Origin of the sequence: Nocardia sp. NBC_01499 (assembly GCF_045040275.1) — a bacterium.
Taxonomy (GTDB): domain Bacteria; phylum Actinomycetota; class Actinomycetes; order Mycobacteriales; family Mycobacteriaceae; genus Nocardia.
Genome location: NZ_CP109426.1, coordinates 1791367 through 1808671, shown reverse-complemented (window position 1 = coordinate 1808671; position 17305 = coordinate 1791367). Strand labels below are relative to the sequence as shown.

Here is a 17305-nt window from a genome sequence, read left to right as displayed (position 1 = left end):
GTTCCTGGCGCAATAGTAGGCGAATTACGGTCGTGTGAGCCGCAAGATCGCGCCGACCACACGGGAGACACGTTGACGTCTGTAGCCACCCTCCGCGCCGAGCCCACCGCTCGCAAGCCGCTGCCGCGCCGGTTCGTCATGTGCCGTCCGGACTACTTCGAGGTCACCTACTGCATCAATCCGTGGATGGATCCGGATGCGCCGGTCGACCGCGCCCTCGCCGTGTTCCAGTGGGAAACGCTGCGCGCCACCTACGAGGAGTACGGGCACAAGGTCGACGTGGTGCCCGGCGTGCCAGGCCTGCCCGACATGGTGTTCGCCGCCAATGGTGGTCTCATCGTCGGCGACCGCGCGATGTCGGCCAGGTTCACCCATGTTCAACGGGCCGCCGAGGGTCCGGCCTATCACAACTGGTTCGCCGAGCACGGCCTCGCGGGATTGGTCGACGCCAAGGAGATCAACGAGGGCGAGGGCGACTTCCTCCTGGTCGGCGATCGCATGCTGGCGGGCATGGGCTTCCGCAGTTCGCTCGCGGCGCATCAGGAAGTGGCGCAGCACTTTTCGCGCGAGGTGGTGTCACTGGAGCTGGTCGACCCGCGCTTCTACCACCTCGACACCGTCCTGCTGCCGCTCGACGACACCACCATCGCCTACTTCCCGCCTGCCTTCAGCGCGGCCAGCCAGGCGGTGCTCGCCGAGATGTTCCCGGACGCGATCGTCGCCACCGACGCCGACGCCGAGGTCCTCGGATTGAACGGTGTCTCCGACGGATTGAACGTCTTCCTCAGCAACAAGGCCACCGCCCTGACCGAAGCCCTGCGCGCCCGCGGCTACAACCCCGTCGGCATCGACATGTCCGAACTCCTCAAGGCTGGCGGCAGCGTCAAGTGCTGCACGCTGGAAGTCCACGAGTAGGCAGTCACTCAACGGGACATGGCGGCGGGCCGCTCTCGGGCGATGCCGCCACTATGTCCCGTTGGACATGAAAGGCTCGTTCGGTGTCGGCCGTGAGTGCTCGAATTCGAACTATGACCGGCGCCGATCAGCCCGTCGGCGTCGAGGACTGACGGTAGCCGGAGTCGGTGGCAACGACATCGGTGACGGCCCCCCGTGGTCGTCCGCAGCGACGATCGCAGCCGGACCAGTGTTGACGACCGGCGACAACAACCTGGTCCGCATCGAGTATCGGGATAGCTTGGTACGCAGGCGGATTCGACTCCGGAAGAACTCGCCCCGATTCGACCGCGTCCGTCACGTCGGCGCGAACATCGGTGAGCGACTTCGCGCAACCAGGACGTCCCGCGCAGGCGCTGACCTGAAGCCAAGCGGAGTTGGCGTCGAAGATGAGGTCCATGGGCGCGAGCACGCGGACCACCTGTTCGGCGGCCCATTCGTCCAAATCGGCGATGACGAGGCTGCGCCACGGTGTGATGACGACCGGACGTTCAACGGCGGCAATGAATTCGGCGGTCCGAGCGGGCAGCGAGCCGAGCCGGACACCGGCGCCCAGGCTGACCAATCCGTTGTCCTGATCCAACCACCCGATCGGAATATCCTGGGCCGCACCGAGTTCCACGCGATCAACACCGCGGCTGAGGCCGAGTAGTTCGGCGACTCGCTCGGCACCGTCCTCGATCTCGTGCAGCCGCCACCGACCCGCCTCGTCACCGCGCACATCGAGAAACCCGTGCGCGGCGGCGAGCATGACATCCACCGCATCGACGGGCGAGATCCGAATGCCGGTATCGCGTCCCGCCAGCAGCAGCGCGAATTCGTCTGTGCCCGTCGCATGTACGCCGATATCGCCACCCAGGACGCTGACATCCCCCCGCCCGTCGTCCAGGGTGAACAGCACGCGCCCGGGTAACTCGGCCAGCCGCGGCGCGGCAAGCAACCCGGCATCGAGAACCGGTACGAGCTCGTGCACATCCGCCGAACCGCCGATCCGACCGGATAGCGGCGACGCGACGATATTGCGCACCCGCTCATGGCTGTGACTCGGCAACAGCCCGGCCGCCTCGAGCCGACTGGTCAGCTCACCCGCATCCCGCACCTGCCGCAACTGCACATTCCCCCGCGACGTCAGCTCGATATTCCCGTCGCCGAGCTCCCGCGCCGCCGCCGCGAGCACCTGCAACTGCTCCGGCGCCACCCGGCCCCCTGGCACCCGTATCCGCGCCAGCGGACCGTCGGCCGCCTCATGCAACCGCAGCACACCGGGACAGGAATCCGGAACACGTCGAGTCATAGTCCATCAAGGGTACGTACCCCCACCGACCAGCCATCCAGCGAGCGGTGGCAGCGGTCGAGTGATAACTCCGTGGTGTCTCGTTCGGCGGCCCGCTACGGTGAGGTCCATGTCCGAAATCTCCAACCTGACAGACCGACTCGCGATCGTTGACGTGGTCACTCGGATGTTCGTCTATACCGATCAGCGGCGTTGGCAGGACCTGGTCGACGCCGTCTTCACGCCGAAGGTCGATTTCGACGGCGGATTCGGCGGACCGGTGGGCGAGCGGCCCGCGACCGATATCGTCGAGGACTGGCGGGTAGGGCTCGGCGAGCTGGACGAGGTGCACCATCAGTCCGGAAACCACCTGATCGAGCTGGCTGGTGACACGGCGAACGTGCACGCGGATGCGATCGCCGTGCATGCGAAGAACTCCGCCACCAACGGCAAGACTCGTACGTTCATCGGCAGCTACGACATCGGTGTCGAACGGACTCCAAATGGCTGGCGGGTCAACCGTTTTCACTACCACCTCAAAGTCATCGACGGAAACGCCGATCTGACCTAGCCGGCTCGTTCAGGAATGCGTTGACGCCCGCTCCGAAGGAAGGGCGACGTCCGCCCCGGCGCCCAAATGCCGACGATGACCGCGGCGGCGAACGCCACGTACCCGAGGGCCAGACAGGACTGCTGGGCCCCGTGGATGAAGGCGGCCTTGGCGAATTCGACCAAAGGCTGAGCTTGCGGCCCCGCCCGTTCGGCAACCTGAAGGGCCGCGGCGAGCGAGTCGCCGACCGGCTCCCTGGCCGCCTCGGGGAGCCGGGGGAGCGCGGGAGCGATGCGATCGGAGTAGCCCGCGGCGAGGATGCTGCCCGCCACCGCGATCCCGATCGCGGCACCGACCTCACGTGCGGCATCGTTGACCGCCGCTGCGACACCGTGCTTTTCGACGGGCGTCCCGGCGATGATCGCGGCAGTCGCAGGGGCAGTACACAATCCGAGGCCGGTGCTCATGACCAGCAGTGGCCACAGCACATCGAGGTAGCTGCTGTCGACGTTCAGTCGAGACACGGCGACCAGCCCGGCGCCGAGCACGACGAGTCCGGCGAACGTCGGCAACCGCAACCCGATCCGGTCGGCGACCCAGGGCGCGACCGCCGAAATCGCCACCATGGGAACGACCATCGGCGCCATCGCCAGCGCGGATGTCAACGGCCGATACCCGAGAATCAGCTGCAGAAACTGCACGAGCAGCATGAAAACGCCGAAGGTGACCAGGAATTGGACCGTCACCGACATCGTTCCCGCGGCGAACCCGCGCCTGGCGAACAGCCGCACGTCCAAAAGTGGTTGCGCAGTGCGTAATTCGATCAGCGTGAAGATCCCCGCGGCCAACACGCCACCAACGAACATCACGATTACCAACGGATCCAGCCACCCCCGCGAGGGCGCTTCGATCGCCGCCACCACGATCAACCCGACCGCAGCGGCCGACGTGGCGGCACCCCACAGATCCATCGCGGGCCGTTCCTGATCGACCGATTCCGGAATCGTGCAACCCGCAACCATCAACAGCGCCCCGGCAACCGCCATCGCGAGGAAAACCGACAGCCACGACCAACGCTCCAGCAACAGCCCGGAACCGAGGATCCCGAGTACGCCACCGGCCCCCGCGACACCCGCCCACAACCCCACCGCATTACCGCGCCGATCGTCCGGAAACCCGGCGGTCAGTAGCGACAGCGTCGACGGCATCACCAGCGCGGCACCAACCCCCGCGGCGGCACGCGCGCCGATCAACCAGGTCGGGCTGTCGAAAACCAGGGGCATCGCGGAGGCCAGCGTGAACACGAACAATCCGACGACCAGAACGACCCGCCGCCCGTACCGGTCCCCGAGCGCACCGGCGGGCAACACCAGACAGGCCAGCGCCAACGTGTACCCATCGACGATCCAGGTCAGCTGCTTCTGCGTGGCACCGGTCGCGGTCGCGAGCTCGGGCAACGCCGTATACAGCGCTGCCATCGAGCCGACGACCAACGCCACCGCCGAACAGGAAAGCGCCAACATCCACCGCTGAGCCGTGGACAACCGCTCGGGAGCGCTTGCGAGCGCTGATGTGCGTGGCCGAACGGTTTCCATCGAGCCTCCTGACGATAATGGAACTATCAGTATCGCTACGCTACTATCAGTAGCATAAGTCTGGTAGGTGGCGATAGCCCCGGCGGAGAAGGAATGCTTCGATCCATGACCCCGACAGATGACGTCGACCCGCGCAAGGTGCGCTCCCGCGCGCGCTTGCTCGACGCCGCGGCCGCGTTGCTGAAATCCGGCGGCGTCGAGGCGGTCACCGTCGAGGCGGTGACTCGAATGTCCAAGGTCGCCCGGACCACGCTGTACCGGCACTTCGACAGCGCCATGCACCTGCGCGCCGCCACCCTCGAACGCTTGCTGCCGCCGGTCATCGAGACGCCGCCGGTCGGGCCGCTGCGTGATCGATTGATCGAATTGCTCAGCAGGCAAGCCGAAGTCGTCAAGGGGGCGCCGTTGCAGTTGACCACGCTCGCATGGCTTGCCACCGGCACCGAGCACGGCGAGGACGGGGCTGCCTTGTCATCGCTGCGGCATCGGCTGCTCGAGCAGTACCGCCAGCCGTTCGACGAGTTGCTCGACACCCCCGAAGTCCGTACGCAGCTCGGCGAATTCGATCTCGAACTCGCGTTGACCCAGCTCGTCGGGCCGCTCGTGTTCGCCAAACTGATCGGCATCGGGCACACCACCCCCGCCGACTGCGCCCGCATCGTGGACGACTTCCTCGCGGCCCGCGCGGCGACCGCCTGAGCGAGCGTCAGCGAGCGAATCAACAACACAGCGCCCTGTGGGGCATGGCGGAGCCGAGCGCCAGCGAGGTGGAGTCATGAGCCGAACCCGACAGGGCGGCAGGTAGCATCTGCATGCTCGGCGGGCGACGAGGAAACCGGTGGAAATCCGGTGCGGTCGCGCCACTGTGAAAAGCCAGACCCTCTGGGCTTGCCCACCCGCCAGCTCCGCTGGCTGCCGACCCCGGTGGCGAGCAGCAAACCGATGGGCGCGTAACCCGAGGAAGGCCGTCACCTGTGATTCTGCTGCTGTCCACGTCCGACACCGATCTGCTGAGCGCCCGCGCGAGCGGCGCCGAGTACCGGTGGGGCAACCCCGCTCGGCTGCTGGTCGACGACCTGCCCGCCCTGCTCGACGGCGCCGACCTGGTGATCGTGCGCATCCTCGGCGGCAAGCGCGCCTGGGAGGACGGCCTCGACGCGATCCGCGCCAGCGGTGTGCCGATGGTGGCGCTCGGCGGCGAGATCGCGCCGGACGCGGAGCTGATGGAGTGCTCGACCGTGCCCGGCGGTGTCGCCGCCGACGCACACAACTACCTGGCCGCCGGCGGGTCGGAAAACCTGCTGCAGCTGCACAACTTCCTCTCCGACACCGTCCTGCTCACCGGCCACGGCTTCGAGCCGCCGGTGCAGCTGCCGAGCTGGGGTGTGCTGGAACGGGTTTCGGCCGGGTCGGTCGCCGACGCCGACGATCAGCCAACCGTTGCGGTGATCTATTACCGCGCACAGCATCTCGCCGGGAACACCGGCTACATCGACGCACTCTGCCGCGCGATCGAAGACGCGGGTGCGCGCGCACTGCCGCTGTACTGCGCCTCGCTGCGCACCGCCGAGCCGGAACTGCTTGCGACACTGCGTCAGGCGGACACCTTGGTGGTGACGGTGCTCGCCGCGGGCGGCACGAAGCCCGCGACGGCCTCGGCGGGCGGCGAGGATGAGTCATGGGACGTCGGCGCGCTCGCCGACCTGGATGTGCCCATCCTGCAAGGTTTGTGCCTGACCAGCGGCCGTGAGCAGTGGGCGGCCAACGATGACGGGTTGTCCCCGCTGGACGTCGCGACCCAGGTCGCCGTCCCCGAGTTCGACGGCCGGATCATCACGGTTCCGTTCTCCTTCAAGGAGTTCGACGCCGACGGCCTGTCCACCTACGTCCCCGACCCCGAGCGCGCGGCCAGGGTCGCGGGCATCGCGGTGCGCTACGCGCGGTTGCGTCACATCCCGGTCGAGCGCAAGCGCGTCGCCCTGATGCTGTCGGCCTACCCGACCAAGCACGCCCGCATCGGCAACGCCGTCGGCCTCGACACCCCGGCAAGCGCGATCCGCCTGCTCACCGAAATGCGTACCGCCGGTTACCACCTCGGCGAACCGGGCGAGGTGCCCGGCCTCGATGAACGCGACGGCGACGCGCTCATCCACGCGCTCATCGCGGCGGGCGGCCAGGATCCGGACTGGCTGACCGCGGAACAGCTGGAGGGCAACCCGATTCGGATCAGCGCGGCCGCCTACACCGCGTGGTTCGACACGCTGCCGGAAGACCTGCGCGAAGCCATCATCGAGGCGTGGGGCCCGCCGCCCGGTGAACTCTACGTCGACCGTTCCGCCGACCCGAACGGTGAAATCGTCATCGCCGCATTGCGTTTCGGCAATGTCGTGCTGATGGTGCAGCCGCCCCGCGGTTTCGGTGATAACCCCGTCGCCATCTACCACGACCCGGACCTGCCGCCGAGCCATCACTACCTTGCCGCATACCGATGGCTCAGCGCCCCTGAGGGTTTCGGCGCCGACGCAATGGTGCACCTCGGCAAGCACGGCAACCTGGAGTGGCTGCCCGGCAAGACCCTCGGCATGTCCGCCTCCTGCGGCACCGACGCCGCCCTTGGCGATCTGCCGCTGATCTACCCGTTCCTGGTCAACGATCCGGGCGAGGGCACCCAGGCCAAGCGCCGCGCCCACGCGACCCTGGTCGACCACCTGATCCCGCCGATGGCCCGCGCCGAAAGCTATGGCGACATCTCGCGTTTGGAGCAGTTGCTCGACGAGCACGCCAACATCTCCACCCTCGACCCGGCCAAACTGCCCGCCATCCGCCAGCAGATCTGGACGCTCATGCGCGCGGCCAAGATGGACCACGACCTCGGCCTCGCCGAGCGCCCCGACGAGGAAGTCTTCGACGACATGCTGCTGCACGTCGACGGTTGGCTGTGCGAGATCAAGGACGTGCAGATCCGCGACGGCCTGCACATCCTCGGCCAGGCACCGGCGGGCGAGAGTGAAGTCGATCTCGTCCTCGCCATGCTGCGCGCCCGCCAGCTCTGGGGCGGCGAGCGGAACGTGCCCGGCCTGCGAGAAGCCTTGGGGCTGGACGAATCCGGCACCGAGGTCCGCGGCCGGGTCGACGTTGTCGAGAGCCAAGCCCGTGGACTGGTCGCCGCGCTACAAGCCGCCGACTGGTCGGCTGACGCGGTCGACCGACTCGTAGACGAGTTCGCCGCCACGCTCCTCGCACCAGCGGATGTCTCCCAGTCAGGCGAGCGATCCGGTGCCGAGGGCCCCAGCGAGACACCCGCATCCAGTCCTCAGTCGTCCGCTGACCGCCTGGCCGACTCGCCTGTGGCTGACCGCCTGGCCGACTCGCTCGCGGCCGCCCGTTCGGCTGACTCGCTTGCGGCTGACGGCATGGCCACCTCGTCTTCGGCTGACCGTCCGTCCGGCTCGCTTGCGGCTGACCGTCCGTCCGAGTCGCTTGCGGTTGACGGCCTGGCCGACTCGCTCGCGGCCGCTCGTCCGGCTGACTCGCTTGCGGCTGACCGCCCGGCTGACTCACCTGCGGCCGCCCACGCCGACCTCGCCGACCCCGCCGCCGTCCTGACTACCGATCCCCGCCTCACGGCAGTCCGTTCCGTACTCAGTTTCGCCGCAACCGAAGTCGTCCCACGCCTGCGCCAGACCGGCATCGAGATCGACCGCGTCCTGCACGCCCTCAATGGCGGCTTCATCCCCGCGGGCCCCAGCGGCTCGCCCCTGCGCGGCCTGATCAACGTCCTGCCGACCGGCCGCAACTTCTACTCCGTCGACCCGAAGGCCGTCCCCTCGCGGCTGGCGTGGGAAACCGGTCAGGCCATGGCGGATTCGCTGCTTGCCCGCTATCTGGCCGATCACGGCGAATACCCACGCTCGGTGGGGCTTTCGGTGTGGGGCACCTCGGCGATGCGCACCTCCGGCGACGATATCGCCGAAGTCCTTGCCCTGCTTGGTGTCCGGCCGGTGTGGGATGAGGCGAGCCGTCGCGTCACCACCCTCGAGGTGATCTCGCTCGATGAATTGTCCCGTCCCCGTGTCGATGTGACGGTGCGCATCAGCGGCTTCTTCCGCGACGCGTTCCCGCACGTGCTCGCTCTGCTCGACGACGCGGTGCGCATGGTCGCCGAACTCGACGAGCCCGCCGAGTCGAATTACGTTCGCGCGCATGCCGAAGCGGACTTGGCCGAGCACGGCGACGCACGCCGCGCCACCACCCGCATCTTCGGTTCCAAGCCGGGCACCTACGGCGCGGGCCTGCTCCAGCTCATCGATTCGAAGAGCTGGCGCACCGACGACGACCTCGCGCAGGTCTACACCACCTGGGGCGGCTACGCCTACGGTCGCGACCTCGACGGCGCACCCGCCGCCGACGACATGCGCACCGCCTACCGCCGAATCGCGGTGGCGGCCAAGAACACCGACACCCGCGAACACGATATCGCCGACTCCGACGACTACTTCCAGTTCCACGGCGGCATGGTCGCCACCGTGCGCGCGCTCACCGGCAAGAACCCCGAGGCCTACATCGGCGACAGCACCCGCCCCGACGCGGTGCGCACCCGCACCCTCTCCGAGGAGACCTCCCGCGTCTTCCGTGCCCGCGTGGTGAATCCGCGTTGGCTCGAGGCGATGCGCAGGCACGGCTACAAGGGCGCGTTCGAGATGGCCGCGACGGTCGACTACCTGTTCGGCTACGACGCCACCACCAATGTCGTCGCCGACTGGATGTACGAGAAGCTCGCGGAGAGTTACGTTTTCGACGACGTGAACCGCAAGTTCATGGAGCAGTCCAACCCGTGGGCGCTGCACGGCATTGCCGAGCGGCTGCTGGAGGCGGCCGAGCGCGATCTGTGGGAACATCCTGAGCAGGCGACGCTCGACCAGTTGCGTCAGGTCTACTTGGAGACCGAAGGGGAATTGGAATAGCGCGAAAATCAACCCCCCAATTGTTGGGGGAGTTCGAAATACCTGATCTTGCAAGGTAATTCAGTTTTCCGATTACTCTCGACAACACTCTCGTCGAGAGAGCATGATCGATGGTGTTCCATGGCCGTTCCCGGGGAAACGCCAATCGATTCGCTAGATGATTGGAAAGCCTTATGAATATCAGGAAATTGGTAGCAACCGCGGCATTAACCATTGCCGCGACAGGTATCGCCGCCGCCACCGCACACGGTGAGGTGCAGGTGGCAAACGCGATCAGTGGGGTCGACCAGGGTGTCGCCTACACGGCCGCCGTCGCGCCCGACCACTCGAGCGCGACGGTCACGCTGGCCGCCGGCAAGTTCGTGCTGACGCCCGATCAGGGCATCTCCGTGGTCGCACCGGACGGATCGCTGGTCGCCAACGTGCCGACCACGATGCAGTCGGTCTCCGGCCAGCAGGTGCGGGTCGCGCCGGAAGTAAACGCCGACGCAACCACTTTGACGCTGAAGCCGGTCGGGGCCGCGCTGCCGGAGGCGGGCGCGCCGCAGTTCATCGGTGACGCCGGAACCACCGTGGCCGGAGTGTTGATCGGCTGTGCGATCGGGTTCTTGATCGGACTGATCTTCGCCATTGTCGGCGCCATCCCCGGCTGCATCATCGGCGGAATCATCGGCGGCATCGCGGGCGCTAACCAGCCCTGAGCGTGAATTGCCGATAGTGCGAACCCGGCCATGATCGGCGCATTATGCCGGTCCGGCCGGGTTTCACTTTATCGCCGAATTCCGATGCACCGATGTTTCATTCGCAACCGGCCGCCCAGCGGAATCGCTCAGTGGTCGCCAGCAGCCGTTCGGCGAGGTCGAGCACCTCGCATCGACATCGGCCAGGGTGTGCCGGAATGCGTTGTGCAGCGTAGCCGCTCGCGCACTGGCGACAGCCGCGAGTACCGCGGCGTCGACGGTCGGCCTGCCGATACCGGACACGTGCACGGTGGCCCGGTCAGCGCCCCACCCGGTTGCGCGGCGCGGTCGCTCGATGTCGGTGCCGGATCGTGCGGGCACCCAGCGGCGCTCGGCGAGGATCAATCGAAGCAGTCGCCGCCGACGACTGTTCAGCCGATCACCGCGTTCATGATCGTGCCCGCACTCGTGGCGACAACACCGCCGATCATGGCCCCGGCGATCATCTTCGGCGAATCGATCGGCCCGCCCTGCCACTTCTCCCACGCGAATCGTCCACCGGCGTAGGTGATTCCGCAGACGCCGGACAGCAGCACCAGCCAGGTGAGGTAGCGAACCATCTGCAGAATCTTGTCCGAGATCGGCGGCGCTTCCGGGGTCGGATTGCCGAGTTGGGCGAGGAGGGCGTCGTGCACAGCGAAGATGACCATGAATACGCTCGCTTCGGGGTCGATGTGCCACCTGCTCGAGGCGACACTGGCGCGTTGTCTGGGTGATAGCCATGCTTGTACCGGACAGTATGTGCGGCGCCGACGATTTCGTGGAGCGTACGGAAGAACCTGTCGGGAATGTCCGATCAGCGGTGTGGGCGCAAGGATTCGTGCACCGGGGTCGCGGTGTCGGCGAGGTGCGCGAGCAGGAAGGGAACTGTCACCGTTTCGAATCCTTGCGGAACGTCGAGCACGGGATGCACATTCACCTCGAACACCGCGCCCCCGCGTTCGCGCACCAGATCGACGCCACCGAACGGTAGCCCGACCGATGCTGTTGCGCGGATGGCGAGGTCGTGTAGGTGCCAGGGGAGTGCGTCGGGTGGGAGCACGGTGGAGATCGCGCCCTGCGCCTCGTTGCAGGGGGCGTCGGGGTTGTGCTGCACGTGCTCGCACACGCGCAACACTCGATCGCCGAGGACGTTGACTCGGTATTGGTGGCGCCGTCCGCGCTCGTCGAAGTTGTGTGCGTCGCGGGTGAGCAGCCAACTGCTGCCGGTCTTTTGGTAGAGCGCGAGCGCCGCGTCGAGTTGCGCGTCGGTGGTCACGTGGAATACGTCGCGCCCACCGAAGCCGATGATCGGCCGGGTCCACACGTCGCGTCCGAGCCGGTCGAAGGCGGCCAGCGCCGCGTGCCGGGTTGGCTGGTGCAGTACCAGCGATTCTTCCTGCGGGATTCCCGCGGCCCGGAACCTATCGACGGTGCGTTGTTTGTCGGTGGCGTTTCGCCAGGCCCGCGCGTCGGCACCGAGGCAGGGGATGCCGCTGCGGGCGACCGCTTCTTGGAAGCGAGTGAATCGGTGACGTTCGCCGGGCGGTATTTCGTAGATGACGAGAGCGGAGGGTTGTACTTCGAGATTCTCGGACGGCACCACGAGCGTCGGCCGATCACCGAGGCGCAGTACACCATTGCCGCCGTCGTAGAAATGCCGCGCGTCGAGCACCATCGGTGCGGCGTCGGTGACCACTTCGACCGCGCGGGCGAGCTGAGCCGAGCTGCCCTCGGTGGAACTGTGGTCGGTCATTACGACGATGTGGCTGGTATTCCTCATCGGGCATCACCGTCCTGCAGCAGGGGCGAATCCACTATCGAGACAGGGCCACTCCGCGTCGGTGCGGTGAATACGCCGCTGGCGCAGGCCGACTACCACGGCCAATGCGTCACCGGCCTGTCCGACACCCTATCGGACTTCAGGCGTCGCGAAAGCTGAACGGCGGCAACGGAAATCCGTGGTGCGCCGGAATCAGGAACTCAGCGAACGCGCGACGCGGAATCCCACGTCGTCCAGGCGCAGGGTCGGGTGGCTGCGCCTGCGCACCGATGCGCGGCAGCTCCAGTGTTCATCGAACCAGCCACCGCCGCGTAAAACCCGGTAGGAGCCGTAGATTTCGGCGTCGTAGATGTCCCAGCACCAGTCCCAGGTGTTGCCGAGCATGTCGTACAGGCCCCACGCATTGGGCCGTTTACCGCCCACCTCGTGCATATGTTCCTTGGAATTGCCTCTATACCAGGCGATTTCGTCGAGTTCCCCGTAGCGCGGGCCGGTGCTGCCCGCTCGGCACGCGTGCTCCCATTCGGCCTCGGTCGGGAGTCGGTAGCCGTCGGCGGAGTCGTCCCATTCGACGTTCTCCTCGTCGAGCCGGTACGCGGGTGTCAGCCCCTCCTCGATCGACAGGGCATTGCAGAACCGCAGCGTGTCCCACCATGAGACGCTGTCGACCGGGAGCCGGTCGCCTCGGCTGCTGCTCGGCTGCTGTCCGGTGACCTGTTCGTACTGCTTCTGTGTGACCGGGAACACCGCCATCTGGAACGGTGCGACCGCGACCGACCAGCTGCGCTGAGTGCGCCGATCCGACAGCGTCACCTGTCCCGCCGGGATGGTGACCAGCACGTTCAGGCTCGCGTCTCGGAAACCGGTTCGTCGTGTTCCATGGCTCGCACCGGGTCGGGGAACACGAACTTGCGCATCGCCCACCAGCGGAACACCGTGGCGAGCAGGGTGCCGATGACGGTCGCGCTGACGAAGTCGGCGATGTTCTCCGTCAGGACCGAGACATGCGGGGTTCGGAGCTGGAAGAGGTAGCTCGACACGGCTAGCGGCAGCTGGTTGATCACCATGCCGACGCTCGCCACCAGGAAGAACAGGGCCGCTTCGTGACGGCGCTCACGTCCGCCGCGTGCGGTGAACGCCCACTCGCGGTTCAGCACGTAGGAGACCACGGTCGCGATCAGCACGGCGACCACGTTCGCGGTCACCGGCTTGCCTTCCAGCACAGTCCATTTCAATCCGAAGAAGAGCACCATGGTCGTCACGAAAGCGATCGCACCGACGGTCAGGAATTTCAGCAACTCGGCGTTCCGCACGAACACGGACAGCATCCGGCTCGGGACACGAGCTGCGACGATCTGGGCCAAGAACATCGGAACAGGTTATCCGAGGGCCAACTGGGCAGTAGCGGGCGGACCGTTGCCGGGCGGCGGCCCACCGGCGAATTCTTGGGGCGCGGTAGGTGTCGGCGAGCGGAACAGTTTGCGCACGTTTTCGGGGTGATGTTGCTATTTCGTTATCTACGAACGGCTTTCGCGCGGCGATTCCGGTGCACGCACAGCATCAGCGTGCTCGTACAGCTGCACGAGCACGCGAGCTCACCGGTCGCGGCTTCGCTCGGTGAGCCGAATGCCCGCAAGTATGAGAGCCTCATGTATCGAGGCAGGGGCCCAGAGGAAATCACTCGGACACCGGTCGGCACTACCGCAGGGGCTTCAGCTACGCGCTGAGGCCCCCGCAGTGCGTTTGGACTAAAATATTGGGCCGCTCCAGTATTCGGGGTCACGTCCGTAATCCCGGGTGGTGTACGCGCGATCCCACGGTGCGTCGGGTGCGAGCAGCTCCCGCCACGGGGCGACCTCCACGTACAGGACGCGCATCGCGTTCAGTGAGCCGTAGTGCAGCGCCGGTCCGTCGGTGGTGACGGCGTCGTCCGGCACGGCGACGTCGAAGTTTCGCTCGAGCGCGGCGCGCACGGTCGCCTCGATGCACACATTGGTCTGCAGGCCCGCGACCACCAGGCGGTGCACACCGAGGTTGCGCAGCAGCGGCTCCAGCTCGGTGTAGGCGAAGAAACTGTGCCGCGTCTTGACCAGGACCAGGTCGCCCTGGTGCGGTTCGACCGCGTCCATGATCCGCGTCTTCCACTCCCGGTGCTCGCTCGACAGCTTCGGTACCAGGTGCCTGCGGTGTTGCAGATGGCGGCGCGGGCGGGGACCGGTGCCGACCAACCCGGTCTGACCGGCCATCATGCGCGAGTAGATGACGGGGAGTTCGCGGCGGCGGGCGTGCGCGGCCAGGTCGGCGCATTCGCGGACGACCTCGTCGAGTCGCCAGATCGGCGGCCAGCCCAGTGCGTCACGGACGCCGTCGTCGGCGATGTAGGTGTTCTGGAGGTCGATCATGAGGACCGCGGTCTCGATCATCGGTGTCCTCCGCATGCGTCGACGGAACCCTCCTTCTGAGGGTAAGGACTGTGCGGTGGGCGAGGTCGAGGAATGGTCTGGTTAGACGCCGGGTGGGGCTTGCGATGGAGCGCAGGGGATCGGACGCGGAGTGCCGAGGGCTTGTAGGGCGAGCGCGGTGACGGTGGGGTCGACCGAGACGGAGAGGTGGCCGGACAGGTTCACCGGGCAGATATCTTGCAGCACAATGTTTGTCGCGTTCGGTGCGTCGCGTATGCCGCTGGTGTAGGGCCGGACCTGGATGTCGGTGGTGGTGACGATGTTGGTGTAGTGGACGGTCGGCGAGTAGACGCCGCTGGCCTGTAGGCGATTGATGAAGTCGGATCCGGTTCGTAGTTCCGCGCAGGCGGCGCAGGTTGGGTCCAGTGCGGCGTAGGCGTCGCCGTGCGGGCCCAGGATGGACAGCGGTGAGTCCAGTGGGTCGGTGATGGCGGTGCCGTTCCAGATCGGCGCCAGGTTGATCGCCTGGTCGACGGCTGTCGCGCCCGCCAGGAACTGTAGATATCCGGCGCTGACCAGAGTGCCCTCCGACCAGCTGAGCAGATCGACCCGATCGGTTCCCGTCGCGGCGCGTACCCGATCGACGAATTGCTTTAGTTCGGCACTGGATTCGTCGATCGGCGCTCGGCCGCCGAGGCCGGCAAGGACGCCGCGATCTGTCGGATAGACGCCGTAGGTCAGCGCGAAGACGCAGTACCCCTCGTTCGCCAGCAGCGGAGCGAATGTCTGCCAACTGTTTTCACCGTTGCCGCTGAGGCCGTGCACCAAGACAACCGGACGCGGATGGGCCGGTGCTGGGACGCAGCCCCCAATCGTTGGCGCCTGGCGGTGCGCCCGGTGGAGCGGTGGTCATGCTCGCGGAAACCATGGCCGACAACGAGTATGGGACCGGCAGCGGGTCGGCGGACGCTGTGCCGAGGACCAGTGGGATGGCAGCGGCGATCGCTGCCGTGACGACCATGATTCGACGCATTACTGCTTACTTCCTTCGGGTAGTGATCTTCGGTTCGGTGATCAGCCGATAGGGGCTCCGATCTCGACGATGACGCCGTTGGGGTCGTGGACGACGGCTACCCGCTGGCCCCAGGGGCGGGTTGTCGGTATCAGTGCGCTGTTGGCTCCTGCCGCGAGTGCGTCCACGTCGGTTGTCTCGGGGAGTACGCGAAAAGCGTTGGCGGGACCGGGTTCTGCGAAGTCCTCGATCTTCTTCCAGTGTTCGATGGTGAGGCTCGGGGTTGACGGGCCTGGTGTCCAGACGCCTCTGCCGAGGACCACAAAGGTGCCGTCGGGGTCGGCGAAGACGGTTCCGAGGCCGAACGCTGCTTCGTAGAAGGCTGCTGTTGCGTCTACGTCGTCGACCATTAGGGTCACTCCACCGAAGTGCATGGGTCTTCTCCTCGAGAGAACTTCCAGCTATTTGGTAGGGAGGATTACCATATAGTAGCTGTGGGGTTATTTCTAGTGTTCTGGGGAAAGTGATAAGGGCGGCTTGGGTAGGCGTGCTGTCATTGACCCCGTGCCGGCTATAGATGGCTAATGGATGGCGAATGGGAGGAGCCGGATCGATGACGCCGCCGGCCATGCTGGGCCTTCCATGGCCGAACGACGGCTTCCCGTAATGCCCGCGAGAGTTGTCAGATGACGAACACAGCGATCTGCACATCTGTGTCGACATTCCGCAGGGCGAGTTCGATGACTGCATGACCGGCTGGTGCGCGCCCGAGTACCGTGCGGTGCCATGGACCGAAAACTATTGGGGCCGTGGGATTGTGCCCGTCCGCCTCGCGGTGTTGGCGCGATGGGTTCGACTGGCGGTCGCATGTGGTGAAGCTCAATGTGTTCGACGGTTCGTGACCGAGATCTGTAGGCAGACTATCCATTTCATTCATAATGCGGTCGGCGGAAGCGGACTGTGCCGCTCGCAGGCAGCGAGGTTGAGCCGCAGCGCGGTGTGCGTATCAGCCCCGCCCTTACCTGTCGGCGCCGCCTGGATGCTGGCCGGACCAGTGTGGGTGCGATGCCGACATCGTGCGAGAGGCCGCCGCCAGTTCCCCGCTGATCCGGCGTCGGTGGGTTACGGGTTTGCAGGAACCGCATCTGTCGTCCCGGCGAGAGCGGTTGGAGCACATCGTGAGCCAGTGGCGCACATTTCGTAATCCGCAGGGCGGCCGACTGAGCCGTCACGACGGTCGCTCGTCCGCTACCGCGGGTACGTCCCGGCGCGTAGCCCGGATTTGTGTCCGCGGACGGATGTCCGACCGCACGCGGCGACCTACCGTTTTCGCTATGACATGGAATGAGCTGGGCGCGAGCAGATTCGTGCTGTTGACGACCTACAAGAAGGACGGCACACCGGTGGGTACGCCGGTGTGGGTGGCGCCGGACGGGGACCGAATCGTGGTGTGGACCAATCCGACGACGTGGAAGGTCAAGCGGATCCGCCGCAACCCGGACGTGACGCTGCAGGTATCCGATGCACGCGGGCGCCCGAAGGGTGACGAGGTGCTGACAGGTACCGCCACGGTCCTCGATGCCAACGACACCCAACGAGTACGCGACCTGGTCTCCCGCAAGTACGGAATCATCGGCACACTAGTCATCAAGCTGCACAAGCTGTTCCGCGGCGCAAACGCCTCCACCGCCCTCGCCATAACCCAACACCTGAACCCAGGGACATAGCGGATTCATGTCAACGGCACAAGATGCACGCCCAACGGGACATAAGGGCGGCCGTACTCGCACTTTCGCGCCACCATGTCCCGTTGGACGGTCAACCTCACTCCGTGTGGGACATGAGGGCGGTCTCACTCGCACTTTCCCGCCACCATGTCCCGTTCGACGACCAACACCACCCCGTCCGGGACATGAGGGCGGCCCCACTCGCACTTCCCCGCCACCATGTCCCGTTGGGTATGAAGATCCCACTACCTGAGACCGCCCTACTTGGAAAACGCTCGAAAACAGCACCACAGCCAGTCCTCCCCTCCCCAACTGCCACCTTCCAC

General features: G+C 66.4%; 16 protein-coding genes. 7 read left to right on the top strand and 9 right to left on the bottom strand.

The genetic code is table 11. The features are described 5' to 3' along the window. Positions 1 to 72: 72 nt before the first annotated feature. Positions 73 to 915 carry a dimethylargininase gene (ddaH, locus tag OG203_RS08170; RefSeq protein WP_405165066.1) on the top strand — a complete coding sequence of 281 codons (843 nt, stop codon included), beginning with the start codon at positions 73 to 75 and terminating at the stop codon, positions 913 to 915. A gap of 127 nt (positions 916 to 1042) precedes the next feature. Here the strand turns inward: ddaH and OG203_RS08165 are convergent, their stop codons facing one another. Then, positions 1043 to 2248: a precorrin-3B synthase gene (locus tag OG203_RS08165; protein WP_405165065.1), complete on the bottom strand. Its 1206-nt coding sequence runs from the start codon at positions 2246 to 2248 to the stop codon at positions 1043 to 1045. 109 nt (positions 2249 to 2357) lie between these two features. On the opposite strand from OG203_RS08165, the gene OG203_RS08160 reads away from it, so the two are divergent. Next, the gene (locus tag OG203_RS08160; RefSeq protein ID WP_405165064.1) at positions 2358 to 2798 is read left to right on the top strand and encodes a nuclear transport factor 2 family protein; all 441 of its coding nucleotides are present in this window, start codon (positions 2358 to 2360) and stop codon (positions 2796 to 2798) included. Here OG203_RS08160 and OG203_RS08155 read toward each other — a convergent pair. Beyond that, a complete protein-coding gene (locus OG203_RS08155) occupies positions 2795 to 4372 on the bottom strand; it encodes an MFS transporter (RefSeq protein WP_405165063.1) in 1578 nt (525 codons plus the stop codon). The two genes, OG203_RS08160 and OG203_RS08155, sit on opposite strands and share 4 nt — an antisense overlap. Before the next feature lie 105 nt (positions 4373 to 4477). Between OG203_RS08155 and OG203_RS08150 the strand changes: the two genes are divergently transcribed. The 3 genes from OG203_RS08150 (at position 4478) to OG203_RS08140 (ending at position 10037) form a co-directional block, all read left to right on the top strand. Then, complete coding sequence (locus OG203_RS08150; RefSeq protein ID WP_405165062.1) at positions 4478 to 5071, top strand: TetR/AcrR family transcriptional regulator; 594 nt, start codon at positions 4478 to 4480, stop codon at positions 5069 to 5071. Between the two features lie 482 nt (positions 5072 to 5553). Beyond that, complete coding sequence (locus OG203_RS08145; RefSeq protein ID WP_405167796.1) at positions 5554 to 9336, top strand: cobaltochelatase subunit CobN; 3783 nt, start codon at positions 5554 to 5556, stop codon at positions 9334 to 9336. Positions 9337 to 9509: 173 nt separating this feature from the next. Further along, entirely contained in the window at positions 9510 to 10037 is a 528-nt protein-coding gene (locus tag OG203_RS08140; protein ID WP_405165061.1) for a hypothetical protein, read from the top strand. A gap of 410 nt (positions 10038 to 10447) precedes the next feature. Here OG203_RS08140 and OG203_RS08135 read toward each other — a convergent pair whose 3' ends face one another. The 6 genes from OG203_RS08135 to OG203_RS08110 all read right to left on the bottom strand — a co-directional run bounded on the left by OG203_RS08135 (position 10448) and on the right by OG203_RS08110 (position 15068). After that, complete coding sequence (locus OG203_RS08135) at positions 10448 to 10726, bottom strand: hypothetical protein (RefSeq protein ID WP_405165060.1); 279 nt, start codon at positions 10724 to 10726, stop codon at positions 10448 to 10450. 146 nt (positions 10727 to 10872) lie between these two features. Continuing rightward, positions 10873 to 11838 (bottom strand): RimK family alpha-L-glutamate ligase, encoded by a 966-nt coding sequence (locus tag OG203_RS08130; RefSeq protein ID WP_405165059.1) that lies wholly within the window; start codon positions 11836 to 11838, stop codon positions 10873 to 10875. Positions 11839 to 12030: 192 nt separating this feature from the next. Continuing rightward, positions 12031 to 12675 carry a formylglycine-generating enzyme family protein gene (locus tag OG203_RS08125; protein WP_405167795.1) on the bottom strand — a complete coding sequence of 215 codons (645 nt, stop codon included), beginning with the start codon at positions 12673 to 12675 and terminating at the stop codon, positions 12031 to 12033. A gap of 5 nt (positions 12676 to 12680) precedes the next feature. Beyond that, positions 12681 to 13208: a GtrA family protein gene (locus tag OG203_RS08120; protein WP_405165058.1), complete on the bottom strand. Its 528-nt coding sequence runs from the start codon at positions 13206 to 13208 to the stop codon at positions 12681 to 12683. A 378-nt stretch (positions 13209 to 13586) separates the two neighbouring features. Continuing rightward, a complete protein-coding gene (locus OG203_RS08115; protein WP_405165057.1) occupies positions 13587 to 14261 on the bottom strand; it encodes a cysteine hydrolase family protein in 675 nt (224 codons plus the stop codon). Positions 14262 to 14342: 81 nt separating this feature from the next. Next, the gene (locus OG203_RS08110; RefSeq protein ID WP_405165056.1) at positions 14343 to 15068 is read right to left on the bottom strand and encodes a lipase family alpha/beta hydrolase; all 726 of its coding nucleotides are present in this window, start codon (positions 15066 to 15068) and stop codon (positions 14343 to 14345) included. 23 nt (positions 15069 to 15091) lie between these two features. Between OG203_RS08110 and OG203_RS08105 the strand changes: the two genes are divergently transcribed. Continuing rightward, on the top strand, positions 15092 to 15325 hold the full coding sequence (locus OG203_RS08105; RefSeq protein WP_405165055.1) for a hypothetical protein: 234 nt from the start codon (positions 15092 to 15094) through the stop codon (positions 15323 to 15325). On the opposite strand, the gene OG203_RS08100 is transcribed toward OG203_RS08105, so the two are convergent. Next, the gene (locus OG203_RS08100; RefSeq protein ID WP_405165054.1) at positions 15315 to 15662 is read right to left on the bottom strand and encodes a VOC family protein; all 348 of its coding nucleotides are present in this window, start codon (positions 15660 to 15662) and stop codon (positions 15315 to 15317) included. The two genes, OG203_RS08105 and OG203_RS08100, sit on opposite strands and share 11 nt — an antisense overlap. A 924-nt stretch (positions 15663 to 16586) precedes the next feature. On the opposite strand from OG203_RS08100, the gene OG203_RS08095 reads away from it, so the two are divergent. After that, entirely contained in the window at positions 16587 to 16979 is a 393-nt protein-coding gene (locus OG203_RS08095) for a PPOX class F420-dependent oxidoreductase (RefSeq protein ID WP_405165053.1), read from the top strand. Positions 16980 to 17305: the final 326 nt, after the last annotated feature.